16 protein-coding genes are annotated in these 17,078 nt (G+C 62.8%); 8 read left to right on the forward strand and 8 right to left on the reverse strand.

The features are described 5' to 3' along the window. Window positions 1-202 precede the first annotated feature (202 nt). From AC1DYG_RS13535 to AC1DYG_RS13565, 7 genes are all read right to left on the reverse strand, one after another. Window positions 203-526, reverse strand: coding sequence for a hypothetical protein (locus AC1DYG_RS13535; protein ID WP_477640391.1), 324 nt, complete (start codon window positions 524-526; stop codon window positions 203-205). 187 nt (window positions 527-713) lie between these two features. Then, a complete protein-coding gene (locus AC1DYG_RS13540) occupies window positions 714-2,480 on the reverse strand; it encodes an AIPR family protein (protein WP_477640392.1) in 1,767 nt (588 codons plus the stop codon). Window positions 2,481-2,563: 83 nt separating this feature from the next. Beyond that, on the reverse strand, window positions 2,564-2,998 hold the full coding sequence (locus AC1DYG_RS13545) for a very short patch repair endonuclease (RefSeq protein WP_477640393.1): 435 nt from the start codon (window positions 2,996-2,998) through the stop codon (window positions 2,564-2,566). Window positions 2,999-3,299: 301 nt separating this feature from the next. Further along, window positions 3,300-4,040 (reverse strand): GIY-YIG nuclease family protein, encoded by a 741-nt coding sequence (locus AC1DYG_RS13550; RefSeq protein WP_477640394.1) that lies wholly within the window; start codon window positions 4,038-4,040, stop codon window positions 3,300-3,302. A 40-nt stretch (window positions 4,041-4,080) separates the two neighbouring features. Beyond that, on the reverse strand, window positions 4,081-5,211 hold the full coding sequence (locus AC1DYG_RS13555) for a DNA cytosine methyltransferase (RefSeq protein WP_477640395.1): 1,131 nt from the start codon (window positions 5,209-5,211) through the stop codon (window positions 4,081-4,083). A 335-nt stretch (window positions 5,212-5,546) separates the two neighbouring features. Beyond that, on the reverse strand, window positions 5,547-6,302 hold the full coding sequence (locus tag AC1DYG_RS13560; protein ID WP_477640396.1) for a nuclease-related domain-containing protein: 756 nt from the start codon (window positions 6,300-6,302) through the stop codon (window positions 5,547-5,549). A 605-nt stretch (window positions 6,303-6,907) separates the two neighbouring features. Continuing rightward, window positions 6,908-7,408 carry a hypothetical protein gene (locus AC1DYG_RS13565; RefSeq protein ID WP_477640397.1) on the reverse strand — a complete coding sequence of 167 codons (501 nt, stop codon included), beginning with the start codon at window positions 7,406-7,408 and terminating at the stop codon, window positions 6,908-6,910. Between the two features lie 104 nt (window positions 7,409-7,512). Between AC1DYG_RS13565 and AC1DYG_RS13570 the strand changes: the two genes are divergently transcribed. The 5 genes from AC1DYG_RS13570 (at window position 7,513) to AC1DYG_RS13590 (ending at window position 13,226) form a co-directional block, all read left to right on the forward strand. Then, entirely contained in the window at window positions 7,513-9,129 is a 1,617-nt protein-coding gene (locus tag AC1DYG_RS13570) for a DUF7662 domain-containing protein (RefSeq protein ID WP_477640398.1), read from the forward strand. Window positions 9,130-9,400: 271 nt separating this feature from the next. Beyond that, window positions 9,401-10,357, forward strand: a complete 957-nt coding sequence (locus tag AC1DYG_RS13575) for an SEC-C metal-binding domain-containing protein (RefSeq protein ID WP_477640399.1) — start codon at window positions 9,401-9,403, stop codon at window positions 10,355-10,357. 166 nt (window positions 10,358-10,523) lie between these two features. Then, window positions 10,524-11,114, forward strand: coding sequence for a hypothetical protein (locus AC1DYG_RS13580; RefSeq protein WP_477640400.1), 591 nt, complete (start codon window positions 10,524-10,526; stop codon window positions 11,112-11,114). Window positions 11,115-11,632: 518 nt separating this feature from the next. After that, window positions 11,633-12,565: a hypothetical protein gene (locus AC1DYG_RS13585; protein ID WP_477640401.1), complete on the forward strand. Its 933-nt coding sequence runs from the start codon at window positions 11,633-11,635 to the stop codon at window positions 12,563-12,565. Between the two features lie 94 nt (window positions 12,566-12,659). Beyond that, window positions 12,660-13,226 carry a hypothetical protein gene (locus AC1DYG_RS13590; RefSeq protein WP_477640402.1) on the forward strand — a complete coding sequence of 189 codons (567 nt, stop codon included), beginning with the start codon at window positions 12,660-12,662 and terminating at the stop codon, window positions 13,224-13,226. A gap of 1,568 nt (window positions 13,227-14,794) precedes the next feature. Here the strand turns inward: AC1DYG_RS13590 and AC1DYG_RS13595 are convergent. Continuing rightward, a complete protein-coding gene (locus tag AC1DYG_RS13595; RefSeq protein WP_477640403.1) occupies window positions 14,795-15,250 on the reverse strand; it encodes a hypothetical protein in 456 nt (151 codons plus the stop codon). A 188-nt stretch (window positions 15,251-15,438) separates the two neighbouring features. Here AC1DYG_RS13595 and AC1DYG_RS13600 point away from each other — a divergent pair, with 188 nt between their 5' ends. From AC1DYG_RS13600 to AC1DYG_RS13610, 3 genes are all read left to right on the forward strand, one after another. After that, window positions 15,439-15,750, forward strand: coding sequence for a hypothetical protein (locus tag AC1DYG_RS13600; protein WP_477640404.1), 312 nt, complete (start codon window positions 15,439-15,441; stop codon window positions 15,748-15,750). Between the two features lie 267 nt (window positions 15,751-16,017). Then, the gene (locus AC1DYG_RS13605) at window positions 16,018-16,347 is read left to right on the forward strand and encodes a hypothetical protein (protein WP_477640405.1); all 330 of its coding nucleotides are present in this window, start codon (window positions 16,018-16,020) and stop codon (window positions 16,345-16,347) included. A 417-nt stretch (window positions 16,348-16,764) separates the two neighbouring features. Then, window positions 16,765-16,944, forward strand: coding sequence for a DUF1660 family phage protein (locus AC1DYG_RS13610; protein ID WP_477640406.1), 180 nt, complete (start codon window positions 16,765-16,767; stop codon window positions 16,942-16,944). Window positions 16,945-17,078 lie beyond the last annotated feature (134 nt).

The following is a 17,078-nucleotide window of genomic DNA, read 5'->3' on the forward strand; positions in this document are numbered from 1 at the left end:
GGCCTCCGAATCCCGCGAGGGGCTAAGCGGACATCCGCGCCACACGACAAGGGGATCTAACACACATCCGCAATCTCCCGCTGTCCGACCGGGTGTACGTGCGATTCGCGGACCTTCAGACCCTGCTCTGCTGGTTCTGGCTCTTGGCTATCAAGCCGCCGCTCCGCAGCGCTGGGCGCGCCGTTCTCGGCCGCGCGAGAGTTCAGGAGTCCTTGTAAGCGCGCTGCAGCTGCCCGACGACGTCGTTGACGTCCGACCCAACGTAGGACTTGTACCGGCGTCGATAGCCCGCATGAGCAAGTTCTGTGGCCACGGCCTTGACCTGCCCATCATCGCGATACACGAGGATCCGCGCACCCTTTGCTTGCAATCGACAGACCTTGCCCAAGTCGAGGGCAGCTTCGATGAGCTCGGGGCGTTCGAGCGGTGGATACGCCACAGCGGCATTCAAGACCGCTTCTGCGGTGGTGCCGATCATGGCAGCCACCTGATCGTCATGCGCTGCCTCGGATCCACGCTGTGCCACGCATCCATTGTGCGGGATATGTCGCTCCGTCGACATGGCGATCCGGCCCCAAACTCGCATCCGCGACCCGCTCGTGGCTAGCACGTCGACTTGGTGGGTTCCAGGGATCGATGCGGCGACCGGACGCAGGGATCATGCGCATCCCCGACCTCTTACGTCCTTCAAGGACCGCCGACGGGCTGTGACCTCACTTTGAGGCGTTCTTTGCCTTCGCGATGCTGCGGCCGACAGCTGCGAAATACTTATCCCTGAAGTCCCCACTCTTGAAGACCGAGTCGCGCGACATCTCGGGGTTTGCTCGCTGAAACCGCTTGGCGGTGCGCTCGAGGACAACAAGCGAATCCATCAATGCCGCCAGATCCGCCGGGCCGCCAAGTTGAGCAAAACTCTTATCAAAGTTGACGCGCCCGAACTGTCGAGTTCGAAGCCGAAGCATGACGTAACCAGCAAGAACGTAGAACCTTGCGTTCGTCTGTTCGTCCAGAATCGCCTTCGCGTCAGAACTCTTTAGGAAGGTGTCCACGTGCTCCAGCAACTGCAGAGCCCGTACGTACACATCTAGGTCAAGGTCCTCGGCGAAGATGGACTCGTAACCTCCCTTCCGCGTGAGGATCGAAGAGGGGCGCGCGCGAGCCGCGTCTGGGGTGCCCAGAAGCACCGTGATCATAGCCTGCGCCAGCATGCTCATCGATATCCGCTTGTTTGCCGGCTTGCCCAGATTCTTGTATCGATTCTTTCGACGCTCGTAGTAGAAGCCTTTTGTTTTGAGGAAGGCTTCAAGCCGAATCTGCTTCGGGTCAGTGGCGAAAAGGGCAGGACCAGGTACGGGGGTCTGTCGGTTGGTTCCAGCAATCACCCGGTCGCGCACATTCTCGTCCGTCGACACGATGACGCGCACGACTATGGAATTTGCCAAGCGCTGGGGTGCGACCCCGCCATCGACCTCTGCCCGGTGCAGCACGTGTGATGTCTGGAGGCCGTTGACTATGAGTGGTCGCGAGATTGTCAGAGACTTCTGCGGTCCACTCACCTCGTCACCCAAAACGGTGACCCCGTTGTTGAGCCACCAAAACTCGACATTGTCTGACGTGCTTAGCGTTTCAGTGATAGCACGGTTGACCATGTTGTCGCCCTCGAAGTCCCGCACGTTCGCGTCAAACAACTCCTCCCGCAAGGTTCCATCGTCCTTCCGAACGAAAGCGAGGTAGTCCTCCAGGGTGGCCACGCCTAGGTATGACGACTCCAATCTCACGAGGTCGAAGAAGGTGAGTGAGGCGGGCTCGCCGTAGGCCTGAGACGTCAACTCGTATAGGCCGGCGGCGCCAACGTGCTCGACAGATATGCTCGATCCCGCGGACAAGCGACTCTTGACTGTCTCCGAGACTTGGTCAGCTCGCGCGTGGATTGACCCAGTAATATTGATTTCGGGTGCCTTCGTGACATAGCAGATGCGGAGGGAAACTTTGGGGAACTTCACCGCAAAGCTCTTGAGGAGGCGGCGAAGAATTCCCGTCCGCTCGACGACCTTCGAGTTGTAGAGCTGCTCGAGCTCCGCGTCGCTCTTCTGAAGGTCCAGGACGGCTGGCAATGTCGACAGCAACTTCTCCCAGACCGCCTCTTCCCAACTCTTCTTGTTCTTAGATTGAACAACAACCACCTCTACATGAGGACCCTTGGCAAGACTCTTGAAGGCCTCGCTCTGGGGGTCCAACAGGGCGTCGTCGACATCCAAGAGAGCACCGTTGACAAAGACATAGAAGCTGTCCAGTCCACCGTCATCACTCGCATCGACGATGCCCGCTTCCAGCTCGTCGGTAGAGATCTCCCTGGGTTTTAGAACCTGGGTGACCGCGAACCGTTCGAAGGCATCGTCCTTCTTGAGCTTGGGATACTCGGCCTTGGCGAACTGGTCGAAGAGAGTGCCAATGATCTGCTGGTCTGCTGTTTCGCTCACGTTTGAAGCCTCTCAGACAGTCGGGATCAACGTGGGTCTATTGGCCCCGGGGCGTGAATATTTGGCCGTCCTCATACCGACCGTCAACGCGTCCACCGGTTGCTGGGGCCACGTGAGGCCACCTCGCGAATCACGCGCTCAGCGACCTCCGGCGCCGGGTCGTGCTCCCAGCAGCGGACGACAGACCATCCGAGGTCACTCAAGGCTTGGTCTATTTCTCGGTCCCGCTGCCTGTTCCTCTCGACTTTGGCCGTCCAGTAGTCCGAATTTGTGGCAGGCAACCGGTGGTGTGTCGGGCATCCGTGCCAGAAGCAACCGTCAACGAAGACGGCGACGCGAGCGCGCGTGAAGACCAGGTCCGCCGTGCGTCTCAGCTCGGGGATCGGGCGGATGGACACGCGATATCGCAGACCTCGTCGATGAAGGATCGATCGTAGGAGCATCTCCGGCTTGGTGTCACGACTCTTATTGCCTTGCATGGCCTTTCGAGTAGCGGGAGCAACGTCAAACGGCGTCATTGCTTGGCGCGGCGCTCCCGGAGCCGCTGCTTCGTAGCGCGCGATTTGGCGTTGTGGGCCTCACGGCATGCGTCACACCGGCACCCGACGTCATACCGGTAGGACGTTCCATGCTGAACGTCGCCGTTTGCCAGTTCCCCAGTCTCGCGGACCCGCTTCATATATGCGGAGTGGCTCTTCCGGTGAGCCTCACGGCAGGCATCGCAGCGGCATCCGCGATTGCCGTATCCGTTTACGGTGCCATGCGCGGGGCTGTCTGGGTCAAGTGGTGCGGCGGCCATGCGTCCAAGCCTAGGGCGCCCTACTCGTCAGAAGCCTCAATCGACTCGACACTGTCCGCGCTGGGGATGCTGCCGTCCGCAGCTTCGAAGCGACGCTCCGACAGTTCGACCAACCTCCGGGATTGCGTGAGCAAGGTCCGGCGTAGGCCCTTTGAGACTCTCCGCTCGGAGACGTTCTTGGCCAAGAGAGAGACCGTTTGCGCTCGTCGAGCAATGCGCACATCCGGATGGGCGCGGTCGGGGAAGATCTCGTTGGGGATGATGACGCCCCCAACGGGCTCGACAAGATCCACTGGGGCGGCCACGGGGATGTCACCTTCGTTGAGTACGGCCTTGAACTTGGACTGCTCCATCAGCACTCGGTGTAGTTGATACTCGTACTGGCTTAGTGCCGCCTTGCGTTCGCCCTTTGGGAGTGCGCCAATGTGGGGAAGTGACCACATCGCGATCGCGTAAACCTCGAACGGGTCCAGTACGTACTTAGCGACTGAGTCCGAACGCTGGCCAGTCAGGTGACGTCCTACCCGGGTACCGAACGACTCCGCTGTCTGGCCGACGTAGATGGGTTCCCCGTCATAGTCGAAGAAGGCGTAAACGCCGGTCTTCGACCGTCCTATAGGCTGGCCGCCGCAGTGCGGATCCGGAAGCTTCATTACGGCCTGGATGGCCTTGCGTATCGCGTCGACCTCGCGGGGGAGCTTTGTCGTCGACAGATCCAAGCCCTTGAACCATTCCGAAGGAACGATCTGGCCCGATGTCATCTCTGCCCTCTCTTGTCGCGAGGGGCAAACTCTAGGGCGGCTAGCTGGCGCTTGGTCGCAGAACGGGCAAAAGGTAGTGGTCGGCGATCCACGCAATGACGTCAACGACCACAGCGTCACCGAAACCGAATAGAGCTTGGTTGTCGGTGCCAGCATTCGTCTTGTAATCCCCGGCACCCATGAGGCGGGCATACTCCAAGGGCGTCATCCACCGCACGCGGACCTTCCCAGCGCCTGCCTCAACGAGTGCCTGCTTGGACGATCCCCCACCCGTGGTTCGCAGACAGCCGGCGATGTCGTCTGCGCGAATCTCCCAGGTGGCCACTCCCTTACGCGTGCGACGGTATGCCGTTCGCCATCTGAGTGCCCCACCCTCGCGAAGCTCCGATAAGCGAGCAGCATGCCGAGGACTAAGGCTTTCCACGAAGGCCCTGGTCCGCGCCGCGTCCCACCATCGAGTGTCGTCAGGCGTGAGTCGCTGAATGACGGACGACAGATCCGCGGGCCCCTCCGGCAAGTCAGGCAGCTCAAGGAAGTGCATGTTTAGGTCAGCGTTGCGCTCGTGAACAGCACGCACCCAGCGGGGCCGCGTCCAAGAGACCGGCGGAAGCGCACTCTGCGCCGCTTGAGGCAAGTCGCCACGGATCCCAATGACGAACATCCGTGGTCGACTCTGTGGGACGAAATGTCGCGCATTAATGGCGATGACGTCGCAGCTGTAGCCCAGCTCGCACATGCGCTTCAAGGCCGCGCGCAGGTCCCCGCCACCGCGGCTCGTTGCGAAGCCGTGAACGTTCTCTAGCAAGGCAACTCGGGGACGCTCGTCACCCATCTGCTCAAGTACGCGCGCGAACTCCCAGAACATCCCGCTCTGCTCACCCGCGAGACCCTTCCGATTCCCGGCCAGGCTGAGGTCGATGCACGGGAATGAAGCGGTTGCCAATTCGACCGCCGTCGGCATGTGGTCGCCCGTAACGAGCCGTACGTCGCCCAGGTGAAAGGCGGTCGCGGCAGTCGGGCGGTTCGCGACATACAGATCTCTCTTGGCCTGCTCGATGTCGTTGGCCCACTTCACCTCGAAGCCCTTCGGCTCCAAGGCTTGGGCCATCAGACCGATGCCAGCGAAGTACTCGGCCATGCCGATGGGGGCAGAAGCGACGGCTGCGGGCATGGCAGCATCGTCGCACGCTGGACTGACGGTCCGCGCCAGGCGCCCCGGCGTGGCGCCGTAGTATCTCCGCCTTTCGTTCACGGCCGACGCCACACGAGATGAGTGCCCCGGATTTTACGGCAGCCCTCGGCCATCAACCCCAAGGCGGGCCGATGATCGATGCTTCTGCCTAACGAGCAGACCGGAAGCACCTGGCTTGGAGACGTAGCGCTGAGTTGCAAGCAGGGATTCGGGCCACAAGCGGACCCTGGCGCTGCGGGCGCCCCCACCACACCCAACGGCAGACAAGAACGACGGCACCCATAATCGAGGTGCCGTCGTCGCGCCTCGAATTGCTACCCGGCGCCCTCCGGCACGGACTCCCATGCAACTTGGACAGCCTGCGCCATCTGCCCCACCCGTTTGGGTGCTAGTCGTTGCGGCTGAGCGGCGAGCCAAACTGCCAGCTCCTCCCCGTGGATGTAGACGCATCGTTCCTCGACCAGGCGTTGGGGGAATTCCCCCCACATCACCATCACTGGCTTGACCCACTCGTTGATCCGCGTGGCCGCCCTCACTCGGTCGTGCGTCTCGCGAGCGAGTCCCAGCAGGTGGCCCGGACCGGGGTGTGTGTAAGTCAGGTCGGAGTCGCCGAAGCGCTCGACCTTCAGGACTCCATCCTTGATCGACGCTGAGCCACCCAACCTCTTTGAATCGAGCAAGAACACGCCACCCGGTCCGACCGCGATGTGGTCAACGTTGCCGCGTCCCGCTGGGAGGTCGTGCAGAACCACCCACCCTGAACGCTCGAGCGGTCGAAGGGCCCTTGCCGTTGACTGCTCTCCCCACACGCCCTGCTGCCAGTTCTCTATCCAACCTGGTCCCGACAGTCGGAACGTGAGGTAGGCGGCGAAAGCCATGCCACCTAGAACCCCGAACAGCCACGCCTGCGAGCTCACGAACCGCGAGAGCACCAGCGAGCCAAGCAGCATCGACCAGGCGAACACCGCAAGCCACCGGAACAGGACGCGATTCCGATATCGCCACGCCTTCATCAACTCGTCGTACTTCTGCTGGCTCGAGCGACCTGCCCGGATTTCCCTACGGACCATGCCTCGAGGATCGCTCAGCGAAGGCCTATTTGGGGCCGGATTGAGGGCTTTCGGTGGAACCGTCACCGTCGCCGCCGACCCTGCCCTTCACTCTCCGCCCGCCGCCGGGCCGCATCAAGGGCGCTCTGGCCGGCTCCCCTGCTCCGCTATCGGCTCGGCGGCTTTCAGTGGCACGCGTCCAACGCCAATCACGATCGAACAATGGTTGCTGAACCTCACCCAAACTGCCTTGCCCGTTCGGTAGCGGCACCGTCGAGCAGGTTACTCTCGACCTGCGAGCCGATCGACGCCGGCGGTTGGTCGTGTTCATCGGCTGCCGCCATGTGCGCGCCAGGTCGCGGCGGCAACGCTGGTGGCTCGAGAGATGCTGCCGGCGGCGGTCCTCATCGATCCCGCCGCGGTCACGACGGCGTCGATTGCAACGCTGGAGTCATGGGCGGCGCCGCGCCAGGCATCCTGTACGTCCTGACTGAGCACTACTTGAGTAAGGGCGAGCGCGATCGACGTGTCGAGTCGAGCGACGGGGGGTCGGCTCATGTGAGTCTTTCGTTGTCTGATGTGGGTTGAGCGGGTTAGGGACGAGGCTTTGGTCGAGTCCGGGGCGGTCAGCTGGCGGCGCGAACTGGCGGCGACACGTCGGGCAAGTAGGTGACGGTCGTCGCGGCGAGGCGGAGAGCGGTACTGAGGTGGCTGGCGTGGCTAATGACGTGGAGTCGCGCCTCGGTCGCGAGTGACACAAAGTGGTGGTCGCCACTGACGACGACGATGTCGGTGATGCCGCAGCCGATGAAGTCGTGGGCTGCGCTGGTGAGCGCGTGGTCGGCCGCGTCTGGCTCGGTCTTGACGAGGGTGAGGCCCCAGCGGGTGCCCTCCAGCAGGTTCATGAAGGGACGCAGCACGTTGCGTCCCGAAGCGACTCGCACTGGCATCCCTTCGATGCGGGCCTCGACGAAGGTCAGAAGGCGTCGCATCTGGGCTGGTGGCAGCCGAGCGCCTCCGACGATGGCGATGTTCTCGAGGTCCACGACTGCCGCGGACCGGCCAGGAGCGCGGCGAGCAGGCCGACTGTTGCTGGATGTCGCCGCCAAACACAGAACATTCTTCACTGAGTGAATCCTTTCGGCGTATCGTCGTTGCTTGTACGCGAGAACGATAGGGATCCTAACTGCGTATCGTCAACCCCCTATCGCAACTAGGGTAGGTTTAGGTCGTGACCCCACACGATGTGGCCGCCGACGGCGGTGCTCTTCGCCGCTTCCAGACTGAGGTGGCCTACCTGGACCGCCTCCAGGTGTTCGACGAGGCAGCGCTTGAAGACACCGCCCTGCTCGAGTCGAAAGCCGGCGCTCAGGTCATTGCCTGGGTCTGGCCCAACTCGTTCTACGAGTCCGATTTCGACCCGTTCGAGAAGACCGCGCTGTCCGCCGACGATCAGCGCAGGAGGCATCGACAGATCGCCGCGCAGCGCTTCCGCAGGATCGTCGACTCAGTCGCAGAGGCCGTCGGCCGCTCGCCGGACGATGTGAAGAGGCACGTCGAATGGTCGACGCCGATCACCGGGTTCGAGCTCGAGCAGCTCCTGCGCGGGCACACCGCGTTTCCCTTCCCTGTGATCGTCAGGCTCTGCTCGGCACTTCAACTGGAGTTCACGAGCCAGTGGGAGCTACTCGAGGCGCCAGCGTTAGCCGACCGGATTGACAGGGCCGTCATCGCTCACGCTGTCGCCCAACGGATGCACGACATGACCTTGGAAAGCCTGGAGAGTCTCGCCAAGAGGCTGCCGCGCGCGCAGTTCTCGACCGGCGGCCAGGCCGGCGCCACCGACAATCCTGCGCCCGAACCAGGCGCGAGGTACGCGTCGCTATACCAGGCCTTGAGTGCCGACACCCGCGACGCGCCCACGTACGAGCTCGCAGAGATCGACCTGATCTTGAGCCGTGCCGGCGAGGCGCCGTTGCCCCCGAGTGCCTGGGCACATCGCGCGTGGTGGGCGGGCACAGGGACCAAGGCCGAAGGCCGACCCCAGGTCAACGCTTGGTGGGCCGCCGGCTACCGGGTTGACGAGGTCGTGCCCGATCCCGAATCCGGGAAACTGGCCGTGGTCCGGTTCCTAGGACTCCCGGGTCGCGCGCAATGGCTGACGGACCGAGAGCAGACGGATGGAGGGGCGTATCGCGCTCCTAGCGCCGAAAGGGTGGCGATCTATCCGTTCTCGGTATCGATGATGGCCAAGTGGCACGAGCCTGCACGGGCACGGCTTGCCGCCGCCCTTGAAGTGTTCGTTGGGGTCGCTCGTTCGGCTAGGCCGGAGGACGCCGACCTTCATCGACTGGTTGAGCTGCTTGACAAGGTCGAGTTCGTGGACCGTACCGAGATCGAGCGTCACTTCAGTGAGGCGCTGAGCAAGCCGGTTGACCCAACCTGGCTGACCAACTTGTTGACCAGAGCGCGGCGCCAAAAGTGGGCGACCAATGTAGGTACACGCAGTCAGCCACGTTGGGTACCTTCGCGGTCGAAGGCACTGGTTCTGGAGGACATCGCCGACATTCTCGCCTTGGACCCGCCTGGACTCGGCCCGGGCAGCACGGTGAACGCCGACTTCTTCCACGCAGTTGGAACTGCAGTTGGCGTCGACACTGCCGGGCTGACCGGACCGCAGGCTGCCCGTGCCATCGTTGAGGCCAAGGGCCGCACCTGGCAGCCGGAGTTCGAGTCAGTAGGCAGCACGGTGACCGTTGCTGGTCTGGAAGCACTTCGCGACGCGGTGCATCTCGCCGCCAATGGATCCCGAACCTGGGCGTGGCGCGAGGAGTGGGACGAGTCTTAGTTGCGCCACTCTTGTCCCCGATCGCGCGTCGGGTGGGCAAGCCGGTGACAGGATCATCGATAGACGTCGTTCCAGGACAAGGGTGACAACCCGTGGTCGTCACCCTCGCTGCCCTCCACCAAACAGCCGCGAGTCGCGCAGCTAGGAACCCGCTGCATACCGCCGCCTATCGGGAGATGCCTCGACGTCCTCTCATGCCAGATACGCTGCTGCAAGCTTGAACGTGGGGTGAAGGCACATTCGGCCTCGCCGGGCGAGTGAGGGGGCAGAGTTGACCATCGTCTTGGCGTGCGCGAATGCCGATACCTCCCTCATGATTAGCGATCGCCGCATCTCATCCGGAGGGGTGCCCATCGCTGACGATATGTCGAAAGCGATTGCACTCACTTGTGCTGATGCGCGGGTCCTGATCGGCTACTCAGGACTGGCCACCGCCGGATCCTTCATTGCGCGCGACTACCTGCCGACAGCCCTGTTGGAGGCTGGAGAGGCTTCGTCGTTCCGATTGGAAGGGCTCCTCACGCAGTTGGCCCATGGGCTGTCAGCCAGATTCCGAACGATTACGGCACCTCCCATCGCCAGGCGCTTCACGGTAATGGTCAGCGGCTTTCGATATAGCGGCGAAGGCGGAGCTCAATTCGTGGCAGCGATGCTAAGCAACTGTCACGACTTCTCGTCGGACGACGCCGACGGGCGGCTCCTCGGCACCGCAAAGCCCGACTTCCAAGCTCGCTACTACACCAACGACCTGGCCTCCCCCTTCGCCTTTATTCAGGGCATCGGCCAATACGAAACCATCCGGGACCAGGACTTCGATGCCATCAGGAGCCTTCTTGAGAGGAAGGCATCGCTCGCAGCCCTGGGCGCACGAGCATCAGCCGCAATCCGTTTGGCACGAGAGCCTCGACATCTCCGCGGCACGATCGGTGAGCATCTGATGGTCGCCGCGGTGTCGGCAAACCCGGCCACGGGCTTCTACAGCCGATATTCCCCCGTAAGTGCCCAGTGGACGCATTATCAGGTTGACCAGATCGTCGTGACTCCGGAGGCCAGCGTTGCGGTCAACCGCCTGGAGGTGACGGCCGTCGACCCCGCCGCGACCGCTCCTGTGGCTGTACCGGTTGTCGGCAAGAACCGCCCATGCCCATGCGGCAGTGGATGGAAATACAAGATGTGCCACGGCAACTGGGGGTCGAGCCCAGGCTATTTCTGGTGGTCGCGAAGATAGCTCAAGCTGGCACCTGCGCCCACGGCACTCGTGAACAGGCCGCCGACGCCGGGCCTCGTGCGCTTGAGTTTCCCGACTTGCTCCAGGCAGCCTTCATCTAGGCAACCGCGCAGATGACGATGAGTTCGTACACGCAGCCGACGTCGACAGCACTAGGTTGTCGCGAATGGATTGCGCACTGAGGTGGCTGGGTAACAACGCCGTGGATTTGATCGGACTGCTGGCTACCCTCGGCCTGCTCGCAGTGACGTTCTGGTACGCCAAGACGACGAAGGACATGGCGACCTCTGCGAAGGAAGCAGCGTCCGAAAGTGCGCGAGCCACCGAGGCTGCAGAGCGTTCCGCTCAGGCTGCGTTGGATGCCGCCAGGATTGCCCAGTCGCGGATCAGCATCGAGTTTGAAGGCCGGACCATATCGCTCGTGACTCAAGGTGAGCACTTCGCCACGGTAGAGATCCGCTCAGTCGGAGACCCGGTGGTGGTGCAGAAAGTCCGCGTTCGTCGAGCGTTCCGCGTGAACGACGCCGGAGTGTTACACGACGCCCCCTGCATCGTGGACGAGGAAATGACGCCTGTGGGTGAGGGGGGGTTGCCGGTTCGGCTGCACCAAGGCGAGCGGGTGCACGTGGCGCACCCGGAAATGCAGGAACCCTTCGAGGACCCCGTACGTAGGTTCTTGCTTGATATCGAGTACACGTTCAGCGAGAGCGGTGGCGCGGGCGGGACACGACAGCTCGTCATCAGTGAGAAGCGTTAGATCGCTCATGGCAGAAAGCTCACTCAATGCGTTCATAGGCGGCTTGTAGCCCGGTAGGCCGCCGCTCGTGCGCCCTCTACCCATCCTCTGCACACCGCCGTGAAGGTCTAGCCAACAAGAGAAGGCGCGTCTCCGCCGGTAAATGGCGCTACGCCCGTCCGAGGATGAAGAGTTCGCTTCGCTGTGAACTCCGTCGCGGTAATCAGACTGTCGCGGAGCCATAACGGATAGTCGTGAAGTTCCGGCTCTTGACGGGTAGCCAAATGGGACCGACTCTTGAACAGACAGAAGGGGCGGAGGTGGTCGGGATGGGGACGCGTCAGCTTGCGGGCGACAGCGAGAGCCCCGTCCGATACCACGCCAAGTGCGGGTGCGGTTTTGAGGAGACGGGCGCGACGCGGTACGTCGAATGCCCACACGAAGCGGACGACAATTCCCACGCACACGACGACTTCTCGTGCGCCGAGGTCCAATCGTCTCCGCCCACCGCAAGCCCCGTCTCTGAAGGGTGATCGGCTGTGCTCGGGTCCACGTTCGACAAGAGCATCGAACTCTTCGATCGACGATTCGTCACTAACGCGTATCTGCCCATGCTCCTGGCGACGGCCGGCTTCGCCTTTGTCCTCCTGAGTGGAGGTGGAGGCCTGGAGGACGCGACGAGAGAGTTCGAGGCCCTCGACGCCATCGCGCAGGCAGGCAGCCTGCTGGGGTGGTTGGGCGCGTCATGGTTCCTGGCCGGGATGCTCTGGAACAGCCGGTACACGATTACTCGGCTCTTCGAGGGCTACGTGTTTCCAAAAGGCGAGGGGCAGATCGGCTCTCTGCGGAGGCACCTGTGTTGGCGGCAGAGACAGAGGGCAATGTCCTACGTCGGCGCTGCCCGCTATTTGCGCTACCCCATGCGCAGCAGGGAGTTTCTTCCCACGTCTTTCGGCAATGTGATGCGAGCTTCGGAATTCTATGGCCGCGACCGGTATGGGCTTGACCTCATCGTGGTCTGGCCGCGGCTGGCCGAGGTAGCGCCCGATCGCTATCGCACCGACGTCGACGAGGCGCGTTCGGAGTACGAGTTCCTACTGTGTCTCTCGTTTCTCGGGGCCGCCTTTGGACTCCTGTCGGGGCTATATCTTGTCGCTGCTGGCGGTCCCGTGGTCGTCTACCTCGCCGCGGTTCCGACAACCTTTGGACTCGCTTGGCTCTCATACCGACTGGCCGTCTTCGCCGCAATTGACTTCGGAAACCAGCTGAGGGTCGTGGTCGACATGCACCGCCACGAGGTCTTGGCATCCCTCGGTTGGCCCACCCCGTCAAGCGAATTGGAGGAGGCGTTCACTTGGAATCAAGTGAACGAGTTCCTCGGGCAGGGACGCGACGTCCCTGGCGGACGTCCACTCAAGCGCTCAATTTCCGGGCAGGGGAAGAATGGGCAGGAGGCACAGGCAAGCGTGTAGTCCGCGCGGTACGGCAAGGACGGCGCGCCTCGGCGGCCAACGGGCCGGATGAACCTAGCCTGCCAATGTGGCATGGAAGTGGCACCGAGATCCAATGGCGAAGCGTCCCTTGTCAGCGTCTGCCATTGTCGCCGGCACTGTCCTTCTGCTTGTGATCGTCGGCGCCTTGGGCATTGTCCAGCGGCGCAGCACAGATTTGTACTTCGCACGAGCGTTGCCAGCATGGCATCAGCTCTCGGGGGACGACGTCCGCTCTGATCCGGGAGTACCAGAGGCCGCCATCCTCGGTCGATACACCACGAAAGCTGTAGACGAAGGTCAGATGATCGCGAATGAGGACCTCGGCCCAATTCTGGACGATGCGGTCCTGAACGAATCTGCAGTTCTCGTCGTGCCGTCTCTCGACATGTTAGCCAGCGAGCTTCACGCAGGGGACATCGTCAGCCTCCATGCATTTGGTAGCCAGACAGTGGTGTGTCCAGTTCGGGTCCTAGAGGTTCGGAAGGAGGAGGGCTCGTCGTACCGAGCCGTCGCCGCAATCCCGGGTGTGCAAGCTGCCTCGCTCAGCATGGTCAAGGACGAGAAGTTGCTCTTGGCAATGCGTGTGTGGGGGTACTCCGAAGGGGCGCAGCAGCCAGGGGCAGCGGATCTTTGCGGGTAGGGCCCCGCTGGCTGGCAGACCGCCTCACCGTTACCTGAATCGCTCCACATGTCGTCGCTCGCAAAGCGTGGTCAGTCACGATTCGATGCAACCTTATGCTGCGACAAAGCCTGGCCGCCCCAACTGGATCTCCAGATGACGGATGTCGACGCGTGGCTCCGCGCGCGCAAGTCACGCGCGAACAGCCGCCGACACCCGGGGCGTCACATCGCCGCGTCGGACCGCGCAGATGGCCTGCGCTGCCCTTCCGCCGCGTTCTCGCCCTAGTCCAACACCGCGAATGGCACGTGACAAACAGAGAGGTTAGTCGGCGCTCGTTCGAAGTCGGGTCCGCTCGGCCCATCAAGTAGTGCCGTGAGGCCGATTCGAATATCGTCCTCGTCGGCGAGCAGATAATGGCCTGATTCGGGCGATGAGCGGTCTGGAACATAGACATAGCGTTGGCCTTGACGGAGCGACTCAAAGTAGTAGTCACGCTCACGTCCGTGCACTTGGTCTCTGGTTTGACGCAGGGCCTCAAGTCGCTTGCGCAGCCTGGCTCGAGAGGGCGCCTCTACGGGGTTGTCAACGACGAAAGCACTGGGTAGCGCAGCCGATCCGCAAGACCGAAACTCCGTCCAGAACTCAGTCCAGGTCCAATGGGTTACAGGAAGCCCCGTCAGTTGCGACGATTTTGCGCCGGCTGAGGAAGCTAGGTGAGCGTCAAGGGCTGCAGCCGTGCAGACCTGCGTCCAGTTCCCGAACCACCGAGGACCTGATCGTCGGTAGGCCAAGTCGGCTCGTCTCTCGATCCCTAACCATGGCGACGCGACGAGGCTGCCGTTCCAAGGAGGAGTCGGAAGGTGTAGTACACGGGAACCGGCGACGCTACGTACTTCTTCAACTGTGGGATATCGATAGTGATGGAGTGGGAGCCATTGGGTTGCTGCTCTGGCACTTTTGCTTCAAGGAGCAGGGCCTTACCCGGAACAGTCCCCAGATCTTCGACGCGGATGTCCTCTCCCATAGTCGGCCACCAGAGCCCTCCGAGGGGAAACCTGTGAGCGACGTACATGCTCGCCCAGTGTTCGAACGTCTTCTCAGGTATCGAGCGGACCACGGTGCGACTCCCCAGGTCTTACGAGCTTCGGTGTTGTGAGCAGTCTGGCTGTTGTCGCGAGGCACTGCACAGGCTGCGTCTCTGGTCCTCGTATGGCGTACGCCTCTCCGCCGCCTGTGCGGTGAGTCTTGGCTCCAGGCCAGCCTCACGGGAGAGGCAGTCCGGCCGGCGTACTGGCGACGGCGAGGTCTCGACGTGGCTCAGCGGGTAAGTCACACTCGTGAGGGGCTGGCTGAAGCACCCAAAGGGCCAAGTACCCGAGAGGTACCTACCGCGCAGGAATCAACCGGAACTACCAAGCGCGACGATTCGCTATTCCGTTGCTGCAGAACGGAATCCGATCACGGTCGTCACCTTGGTCGGACTCCTAAAGCGGGAGTCGTCGTTTTCAGCGAATTTCGGCCAACCCCGCCTGGGGCGCTGGCTGATTTCTCCGCGAGGCCGCGCGAGCCGCGAATGCGCCAGGAGGTTAGGCCCCCGGAACCGCGCCGACGCTGCCCTGGGCCTCGATACTCGTCTGGGACAGAATGACTGCAGTCTCGAGGCGGGCCAAGGCGTCCGCCAAGGCGACCCGGTTCGCCTCAGAATCGTCCGCCCGGCACGTCATCAATGCGGCGAAGACGTGATTGAAGGATTCTTTGACCTCGCGATCGGCGTAGCAAGCCACGCGACCACGCAGAGTCCTTGCCATCTGATGCAACTCCTGGGCGGGCGAGGCTGACGAACTGGTCAGGTCCGTCAGGGCGACGTTTAGCTCCGACTGCGCTTCACGGCGCATGTGCTCGAAATCGCGCCTGCGGGCATCGCGTGCCTCGGCAAGCAAGTCCCGACTGTGCTGATCCATTCGCTGATACCCCAGGACCATGCTCAGGGCGGCGACTCCAGCCGACACAACACTTGCTGCGTCCCCAAGATCAACTGCCATGACTCCCCCTTGTGACAGGAACTTCATCGTTCAGCGTCCCGGGCCCCATGACGTGGAATTGCAGGTTCAGAGCGAGTATGGACCCGTCGCTCCACTCTCCGCCCGGCTCATTAGGGCGTCAAGGGCGCGACGCGTCACTTCGTGATGGCCTCCAGCCACCGTTGACCCGACCACTCCAACGGGCTCCCATGCTCCGCTACGTGTCGGTGGCTCTCCACGGCCGGAAAGGTGCTCACCCCCCGGTGCTGCGATGGCAATGGCGGCGGTTCCGGCAGAATGTGGTTGTGGAGGATGCACCGTTCGGCATTGGCGACCTCATGCTCTATGCCGGAGTCATCGCTTTCGTCGTCAGCCGCATTCGTGACGGGTGGCGTCGCGGCGACACCGCCGTGGACAAGCTGGTCCAATCCAAAGCATCCCCAATGAGCCTCCCGTCCGGGATCTTCCTTGGGGTCGCGGCCCTCGGCCTGTTCATGATCTGGATCGCCAGTCCCAGATGAAGCCACGTTCCCAGGTATCCATAGGGTCCAAAGCAGCCAGAACCACCCGGCATCCAGCATGGGCAGGAAACGTTGCAGCACAATGGAATCCGCGACGATGCCCACCCGTAGCACGCGCCTCAGGCAGTGTCGGCAGTTTGAATCTGCCCGAGGGCACCACCAAACAAGCGGCACATCAGAGACCGCTTCGGTCCTCGCCGCCTACTCCTGAGATGTAGTGGCAGGCTCTGCTGGACCGGATAGAACCCGGATCGTCGAAAGGTTGAAATGCAGGTCTATGGAGAGATGGTCCGCGACGCACTTGGCGAACTCGCCGACGCGGAGTACCAACGGCAGCTCTGGAGCAGCCTGACTCCGTCTGGACAGTCCTCGCTCGAGGAGTGCTGGGAGCGGCTGTTCGACGACAGCGGCCTGGGCGCCGCCCTCGACGGGCAGGCAGAGGTGTTCGGGGATCAACCAGACCAGTGCCTGCGCGAGCTGGATGCCGCATTGCGTCTGGTGCCGGCGAATGGGTCCGCAGATGACGTCATCGCAAGTGACGAGATGGTTCTCGTCCGCAGCCTCGCCAACAGGGCTCTCGGCCTCCTTTCGGACTAGCCAGCACGAAACACGGCCGCAGCCGTGCGCAGATGTCTCGCTTGATCTGCTCTAGGAGTCCAGCGCCGCCCTAGACATGTTCACCCTTGCGCCGCCGACCATGCGCGCCACACTGAAGTCATGGACCTCAAGCGCGTGACATGCCGTCTCGTGGGCCACCGATGGAATCACCACCGGTTGCCGGATCACACGGTCAAGTCGACGTGCCGGCGGTGCGGCCTGGTCGAGTTCGGCGACGGCGAGCCCGATTCGCGAGCACAGCACATTGTCGGAGGCGGCGGCCCGAGCGGCCCAGGTTTCTGACTAAGCCCCGTCTTTCTGACGAAGCCCCCGTCGCTCCGCAGCCAAATCGGCGAGCAGCCTAAACCTCGCCACGTGGGGGTGGTGGAGGCAGTGATGGGCGAGCACACTCGATAGATGAATATCAAGGCCCTGAACTGCCTGCTGAGGGGCCACCGTTGGCAGCGTGAGCGGCGGCCCAACGACACCGAGATCTTGACGTGTCGCCGGTGCGGCGCCGTCGAGGTCGAGAAACACGACATCGACCATCCGACCAACTGGTTCAGCAGCGGCAGCCCCGGAGCTGGACCCAGCTGACGCTGCGCGTTCAGGTCTCCGCAGGCTCCCCTGCTCCGGTATCGGATCGGTGGCTTCTCGTGGTCCGCTTTGCCGTACCCGAGCGTGCCCGCAGGGACGAAGCTGGCTGAAGCACGCGGCATACCAATCTCGTC

Source organism: Pedococcus sp. P1_H8 (assembly GCF_056405175.1).

Bases quoted from the DNA above. Each gene is read 5' to 3' on its own strand.
- AC1DYG_RS13550 (WP_477640394.1), bottom strand. From the start codon at position 4,040: ATGACATCGGGCCAGATCGTTCCTTCGGAATGGTTCAAGGGCTTGGAT.
- AC1DYG_RS13600 (WP_477640404.1), top strand. From the start codon at position 15,439: ATGCTCCGCTACGTGTCGGTGGCTCTCCACGGCCGGAAAGGTGCTCAC.
- AC1DYG_RS13545 (WP_477640393.1), bottom strand. From the start codon at position 2,998: ATGACGCCGTTTGACGTTGCTCCCGCTACTCGAAAGGCCATGCAAGGC.
- AC1DYG_RS13605 (WP_477640405.1), top strand. From the start codon at position 16,018: ATGCAGGTCTATGGAGAGATGGTCCGCGACGCACTTGGCGAACTCGCC.
- AC1DYG_RS13595 (WP_477640403.1), bottom strand. From the start codon at position 15,250: ATGGCAGTTGATCTTGGGGACGCAGCAAGTGTTGTGTCGGCTGGAGTC.
- AC1DYG_RS13580 (WP_477640400.1), top strand. From the start codon at position 10,524: ATGGATTGCGCACTGAGGTGGCTGGGTAACAACGCCGTGGATTTGATC.
- AC1DYG_RS13560 (WP_477640396.1), bottom strand. From the start codon at position 6,302: ATGGTCCGTAGGGAAATCCGGGCAGGTCGCTCGAGCCAGCAGAAGTAC.
- AC1DYG_RS13555 (WP_477640395.1), bottom strand. From the start codon at position 5,211: ATGCCCGCAGCCGTCGCTTCTGCCCCCATCGGCATGGCCGAGTACTTC.
- AC1DYG_RS13610 (WP_477640406.1), top strand. From the start codon at position 16,765: ATGAATATCAAGGCCCTGAACTGCCTGCTGAGGGGCCACCGTTGGCAG.
- AC1DYG_RS13590 (WP_477640402.1), top strand. From the start codon at position 12,660: ATGGCGAAGCGTCCCTTGTCAGCGTCTGCCATTGTCGCCGGCACTGTC.